Source organism: Flammeovirga aprica JL-4, from assembly GCF_012844305.1.
GTDB lineage: Bacteria > Bacteroidota > Bacteroidia > Cytophagales > Flammeovirgaceae > Flammeovirga > Flammeovirga aprica.
Genome location: NZ_JABANE010000206.1, coordinates 1 through 6,287, shown reverse-complemented (window position 1 = coordinate 6,287; position 6,287 = coordinate 1). Strand labels below are relative to the sequence as shown.

At 35.1% G+C, this 6,287-nt stretch carries 6 protein-coding genes; 3 read left to right on the top strand and 3 right to left on the bottom strand.

Going from position 1 to position 6,287, the window contains the following annotated elements; translation table 11 throughout:
- Positions 1-547 precede the first annotated feature (547 nt).
- The 3 genes from HHU12_RS32750 to HHU12_RS32740 form a co-directional block, all read right to left on the bottom strand.
- Positions 548-1,846: an MFS transporter gene (locus HHU12_RS32750; RefSeq protein ID WP_240971244.1), complete on the bottom strand. Its 1,299-nt coding sequence runs from the start codon at positions 1,844-1,846 to the stop codon at positions 548-550.
- Positions 1,847-2,068: 222 nt separating this feature from the next.
- Positions 2,069-2,722, bottom strand: coding sequence for a recombinase family protein (locus tag HHU12_RS32745; RefSeq protein WP_169660945.1), 654 nt, complete (start codon positions 2,720-2,722; stop codon positions 2,069-2,071).
- 117 nt (positions 2,723-2,839) lie between these two features.
- On the bottom strand, positions 2,840-3,550 hold the full coding sequence (locus HHU12_RS32740; protein ID WP_169660944.1) for a Crp/Fnr family transcriptional regulator: 711 nt from the start codon (positions 3,548-3,550) through the stop codon (positions 2,840-2,842).
- Between the two features lie 164 nt (positions 3,551-3,714).
- On the opposite strand from HHU12_RS32740, the gene HHU12_RS32735 reads away from it, so the two are divergent.
- The 3 genes from HHU12_RS32735 to HHU12_RS32725 all read left to right on the top strand — a co-directional run bounded on the left by HHU12_RS32735 (position 3,715) and on the right by HHU12_RS32725 (position 6,113).
- Positions 3,715-4,572 (top strand): helix-turn-helix domain-containing protein, encoded by an 858-nt coding sequence (locus HHU12_RS32735; protein WP_169660943.1) that lies wholly within the window; start codon positions 3,715-3,717, stop codon positions 4,570-4,572.
- 501 nt (positions 4,573-5,073) lie between these two features.
- Entirely contained in the window at positions 5,074-5,226 is a 153-nt protein-coding gene (locus HHU12_RS32730) for a hypothetical protein (protein ID WP_169660942.1), read from the top strand.
- A 173-nt stretch (positions 5,227-5,399) separates the two neighbouring features.
- A complete protein-coding gene (locus HHU12_RS32725) occupies positions 5,400-6,113 on the top strand; it encodes a pirin family protein (RefSeq protein WP_169660941.1) in 714 nt (237 codons plus the stop codon).
- Positions 6,114-6,287 lie beyond the last annotated feature (174 nt).

The following is a 6,287-nucleotide window of genomic DNA, read 5'->3' as shown; positions in this document are numbered from 1 at the left end:
ATTTAAAGTTTTTCCTGTTCAGAATTTCAAAGGTATTTGGTTAACCTGTGCCCACTTTTTGAAGGTGATCCTATAAAATCCCAGGCTTTTTCACGTTTTAGAACGATAACCTTAATTGAGTTTCAAATCCGTTTTTATTTAATCTGTAAGAGATTTCTTACTATACCATCAAAGTGGTGGACTTTAAAGTAGTAATGCTAACTTTTCTTCATTCCATTAAAAATGAAAGGAGGGTAATTATTTTTAAAAATAAAGTATGAAAGAGTCAACACACGTTTGTATAGTTTACACAAGAGCTCTAGAGCACCCTGATATTCTGCTTTTAAGTAGTCTTACAATAATGCATACCATTATAAGAAATAATGACTTAGAAAGCATTCTACATTCCATCCTCTTATGATGCCTTTTAAAATATACATTGCATAAAACTAAAAAGCAGTCTTCCTCCAAGAGAGAAAGACTGCTGCAAATAAGAGTTTTTATATCGGAACACTATAAATCACATATTTCTATTTTATAGATATATTTTTTAGTATGAAGTTGTTTGTTAGACAGCAGGAACTGCTGCTTGATTTTCTAATGAAGCATTGAATGCTTCTAATTTCTTTTGTTCTTCTACTGCCGCCGCTTCGTCTTCTGCTGAGAACTTGATTAATAATCCTAAGAAACCTACTGCAGATACAACGAATCCGAAAGTGAAGAATGCATCCTGAAGTGAAGCACCTGTTCTCAATAAGTATTGAGCGTATAATACAGCACCTACGTTACCACCAGCACCTACAATACCTGAAACAGCACCTAAAGCTTTTCTATTGATAAATGGTACTACTGAGTAAGTTGCTCCTTCTGCCATTTGTACAAATAATGAGAAGAATACCATACTTGTAATTGCCGGTCCTAACGCATTCATTCTTGAGAATACCAATAATGCTACACCTTCTGCGATGACTACGTATACTAATATTTTTACTCTACCGTTCAAACCTGAGCCTTTTGCAAATTTATCTGCAATCCATCCACCACATGAACGAGCAAATAAGTTCATTGCTCCAAAGAATAACACCACAAAACCTGCTGCTTTCTGACTCAAAGCAAATTTTTCTTGATAATAAGTTGATGCTTTACCTGTAACGAATAATTCCATACCGAAACATCCTGCATACATTAAGAATAAGATCCAAACTCTTTTGTCTGACGCTGCAGCTAAGAATAAGCTCTTTTCTCCTTTTTTCACTTGTGGTCTTTCCTCAGGAAGATCATCATAATTTCCTTTTGGGCAGTCCGTAGTATATTTCCAGTATAAGTAAGCTACAAATAACATGATAGCTGCTGGTACCCACATTGCAATTCTCCATGACTCTGCTGCTTCTGCTAAACCAAATGCAGCTACACCTGATGCGATCAATGGCATAGTAGCGTTTGTAACACCACCACCTAAGTTACCCCAACCTGCTGTTGTTGCATTGGCAATACCAATTACATTTGGAGCAAACATCACTGAAGTATGATACTGAGTAATAACGAATGAAGCACCAATTACACCGATAGCTAAACGAGAAAGTAAGTAAGTTTCCCAAGTGTTAGCAAAAGAAGAACCTGCTACTGCAAATGCACCAAATATTAAAAGGTATACATAACTTTTTCTTGGTCCAATTTTATCACAAAGGTTACCAATTCCTAATCTTGCAAAAATTGTTACCCCTACTGATGCGATAAAAGCGATTGTTGCTTGCTCTTTTGTTAAATTTAAATCTGGTCCAATTGTAGACTTGATTAAAGGTGCATGGGAGAACCATCCGAAGAAACACAAAAAGAATGCGATCCAACTCAAATGGAATGTTCTCATCTGTATGCTACTGAAATCGAACAAGTTAATGCTTGTTGCTTTTTCGTTTGAAATCATGTTTGGCTTCATACTACTAAGTATTTTTCACGTTGCTATAAAATAATTACATAGCAATACTACGTATTTTTACTTACTTTTCAAAAATATTACGTATTTTTTCTATAAAAAAAGACTACTTAACGTTAAGTAGTCTCCAAATTACGTATAAATGTAATGTATTTCTTAAGCTTCAGCCAGTAATGTATTATTATCCACTACTCCTGATTCTGCTTCATTTTCATCTTGAATTTGCTCTGCTTCAATTTCACGAAGACGTTTTCTCACTCTAGAAACCTGTGTCTTCCCTACTCCTGTCAAATCTGAGATCTGATACGTAGTTAAACCGTCTTTCAAACCTTGGATGACGTCTTTATTTCTTTCCATCCAACGTTCAACATTCATTTTTCTTCCCTTCTTTCCTCCTTTGTACTTTCCTTCAGCCTTCGCACGGGCAATACCTTCTACAGTTTTCTCCTGCATCTGATACTCCTTCATATTGATCATGGTCTCAAAAGCAGAAATTACCGCTTTCAAGGCAGCTGTTGAATCACCTTCTTCAAGATCAAACTTATTAATAATTACATTAGCGTTGGTTTTCAACAATGCCTTCAAGCCATCCAAAATGTCTTTAGGATTGTCTCCCAATCTATCAATATCTTCGATATATAATGTATCTTCTTCGGTTAACGTTGTCAGAAGCTCCTGTGCTCTAGGACGCTCTATAAATGGTAAAGTAACAGGACATTTATCAATAAAAGGTTTCCCTTTTATTTTTGCCTGCTGTTTAAATTTTGATTGTGCAACTGTAGATACGCGTATATATGTTATAACTGACATGCTTACTAGTTATTCTAAAAAAATTGATTGTACACACTTTAAAGTAAACACATTTTAAGAGTAAAAAGCAACTAATGAAGTTAAATTATAAATAAATTCCACCTAAAAAACTTATATTCAGCTATCTAGAAAGAAGTTATGTTCCTTAATTTCGTTCTTCAATTTATCTAATTTCACAATTCCGAGGCGTTTTCCCTGTGCTATCAATATACCTTCTTTTTTAAGAGAAGAAATAACACGAATTACCTGTTCGTCAGTAGTACCCGCAAAATCAGCTATTTCTTTTCTTGATAATTGAATGTTTAAAAGGTTATTAGTTTGCCCAAACTTTCTGTTCATATATAAAATAGCATCAATCACTTTCTCACGCACCGTCATTTGAGCAATCTTACGTACTTTATTCTCACTTCTGTTTAACTCTTCAGCATAGAACAACATCATATTATAAGAAAGCTGAGGTACTTTCTGCAACATATTGTTGATGACTTCATTCGAAAAGTTACACAACATGATGTCTTCAATTGCTACAGCACTGATATGATAAAACTGACCTACTCCAAAACCTCTATGCCCGATGATTTCTCCATCCTGACATAACCTCACGATCTGTTCTTTTCCATTTATACCCGTTTTTGCCACTTTTACTTTACCTTTATAGATAAAATACAAGCCATGCACAGGCGCTCCTTCTAAAATAAAAGGTTGATTTTTCTTGGCTTTCACCATTAATTTCTGCTCCAAATAAGGAATCGCCTCTTCTGTAAGACAATTTTTCTTGATGAGGCACTGTTCATTATGACAGCTTTTACAGTCGATGCTAGCATTCATTTGTGAGTAGTTTTTTCGTTTAAGTTTAAGTAAATCTACGTAATTTTATTGTAAAAAGTAAAATTGAATATACAAAAAGGCGACACTCCCATACAATAGACTTGCAATGTATTTTTGTAAATTTAAAAGGTAAACCTTATGCTAAAGGTAAAAGTTTAAAGTGAATGGAACCCGTAAAAACATATAAAAACGTAAATAAAAGGGATAATAAGCTGAGTTTTGGCATTTCAAAAATGGAAGAAATTTATGAAAGAAGAAGTGGAGAAAAAGATGATCCACACCGTCATGATTTTTTTACATTAATTTTTACTGAAAAGGCAAAAGGGGAACATAAAGTAGATTTCACCTCTTATTCCTTAGAAGGCAGGCAGATTTATTTTATCTCTCCAGGACAGGTGCACCAAATCATTGAAGAAGAGAAATCTTTTGGGTTTGCAGTGGTCTTCTCTCATGATTTTTTAGTGCTTAATAATATTCCGCTTTCTTTCATTGAAGACCTTAAACTATTTAACGATTTCAGTGAGACACCTCCATTAGTACCTAACGATGATGATTTTCTGAAGATTCAAAAATACCTGCAGGAGATGTATCTCATTTTTCATTCAGAAATAGCGTATAAAGAAGAAGCTGTTGGTGCTTTATTGAAACTGGTTTTAATACTCTGCAATAACGTCTGCTCTCTTCCACAAGAAGATATTAATAGTGTTAATACTATTTTCCGAAAATTTAAACAGCTGATCAATCAACATTACAAAACTGATCATCATACCAACTTCTACGCTGACCTATTACATATCAGTCCAGACCATCTCAATAAAGTAGTGAAACAACACAGCGGTAAATCAGCCAAAGAACATATTCAAAGTAGAATTATAATAGCCGCCAAAAGGTTGATCTATTTCAGCAACCTAAGTAATAAAGAGATTGGGCATGAACTAGGCTTTTCAGAACCTGCCAACTTCAGTGCTTTCTTTAAGAAATGCGTGGGTGTTTCTCCTTCTCAATTTAGGAAAATGAGTTAGGGAATTGGGAAAAATTGGCATTTTTGATGTATAAAATGTGGTTCGTGTTGTAGTTCGGCGGACGTTTTAGTTAAACGTCCCTACAGTCTACTTTCAATTTTTGGTAGAATATCATTAATGATGGATACCGTTGTAGGGATGTTACACTGCAACGTCCACAGAGCCACCATAAAAAACACTTCAAAAACCATAATACGATCCATTTTTTCTTCATCCTTAATTTAGAAATCAGGAGATTTCTGATGATCTGTAGGACACGAATGACGCTGACGCTTAACATTCGCGCCAGTGGTAGCACTACTTTTCTCTAGCGTAAGAGTTTAGCGATAGTGCCTCTTGTGCTTTAAAGATCTTTAGAAGTCTCTGACTTCTAGTATAGAAAACGCCCAATTAATTACACCAAATACTAAATCTCGGATTTTCATAAGTTTTTCACTTTTTCTCATATTCCCTGCCTTTGTTATTCTTCCGTCCTTTGTATTACAACAAAATCAAAAAGTCATGGACAGAAAAAAGTTTATATCTACATCATTAAAAGCCGCAGTGGCGAGTGCTACTATACCTTCAATGGTCAAAGCATCTAACGTGAAACTGAAAAACTCTGATTATGACAAATTGATGCAACAAGTAGGATTAAAGCTATTGTACAATTAAAATCGGAAGTTTTGGATTTTCTTTTTTAGCCTACTCTTCGTTAGAATATCATCGCGTAGCTACAGCTATGCTCTTCTATTCTGCCTTGATTAGACTAAAAAATAATTATCCAAATTCTCCCAATTTTAAATGTTCAACAGCTTAATCATTTACCAAACGAAGAAAATAAAACTATGAATACTGTATTACATAAAGCCGAGACAAGAGGACATGCAAATCACGGATGGTTAAACTCTCACCATACGTTTAGTTTTGCTAATTATTATAACCCTGAAAGAGTACATTTTGGTGCTTTAAGAGTTTTGAATGATGATACTGTGGCAGAAGGAAAAGGTTTTGGCACCCATCCTCATGACAATATGGAAATTATTTCTATTCCGCTTTCTGGTGATTTGGAACATCAAGACAGCATGGGAAATAAAGCGGTCATTAAGCAGGGTGATATACAGGTAATGAGTGCCGGAACGGGAATTTATCATAGCGAATACAATAAGAATACGGATAGAAATGTAGAATTCTTGCAGATATGGGTTTTCCCAAATGAGAAATCCGTAGAACCGCGTTACGATCAAATTTCTATTGGGGATATTTCAAAACCAAATCAACTGAACCAAGTACTTTCTCCTAATAAAGAAGATGCTGGCGTTTGGATTCATCAAAATGCATGGTTCAGCTTGGGTGATTTCGATCAAGACACCGAACTTTCTTACGCTTTCAATGCTACTGACAACGGGGCTTACCTTTTTGTATTGGAAGGGAATGTAACGGTTGATGGACAGGAACTCAAAAAGCGTGATGGTTTTGGGGTTTGGAACGTTGACAAATTGGATATTAAAGCGGAGAAAGGTAGTAAATTGCTTTTGATGGAAATACCGATGACGGTTTGAATGAAGAATTAAGAATGTAGAATGAAGGGAGCTGTAGAGATCGCTTTCAAGCTATCTTCGTGAACCACAAGAATAACTTACGCTCATCATCAGCCCACGACTTAACCTTAGGTTTGTATATCAATCATTACTTGTAATATTCCAAGAAGGAGGTTTACTTAGTAAGAGGGTTTA

What these genes read in the sequence shown, in the direction of transcription:
- HHU12_RS32745 (WP_169660945.1), bottom strand. Translation starts at nt 2,722, where the DNA reads ATGTCAGTTATAACATATATACGCGTATCTACAGTTGCACAATCAAAA.
- HHU12_RS32735 (WP_169660943.1), top strand. Translation starts at nt 3,715, where the DNA reads ATGGAACCCGTAAAAACATATAAAAACGTAAATAAAAGGGATAATAAG.
- HHU12_RS32740 (WP_169660944.1), bottom strand. Translation starts at nt 3,550, where the DNA reads ATGAATGCTAGCATCGACTGTAAAAGCTGTCATAATGAACAGTGCCTC.
- HHU12_RS32730 (WP_169660942.1), top strand. Translation starts at nt 5,074, where the DNA reads ATGGACAGAAAAAAGTTTATATCTACATCATTAAAAGCCGCAGTGGCG.
- HHU12_RS32750 (WP_240971244.1), bottom strand. Translation starts at nt 1,846, where the DNA reads ATGAGAACATTCCATTTGAGTTGGATCGCATTCTTTTTGTGTTTCTTC.
- HHU12_RS32725 (WP_169660941.1), top strand. Translation starts at nt 5,400, where the DNA reads ATGAATACTGTATTACATAAAGCCGAGACAAGAGGACATGCAAATCAC.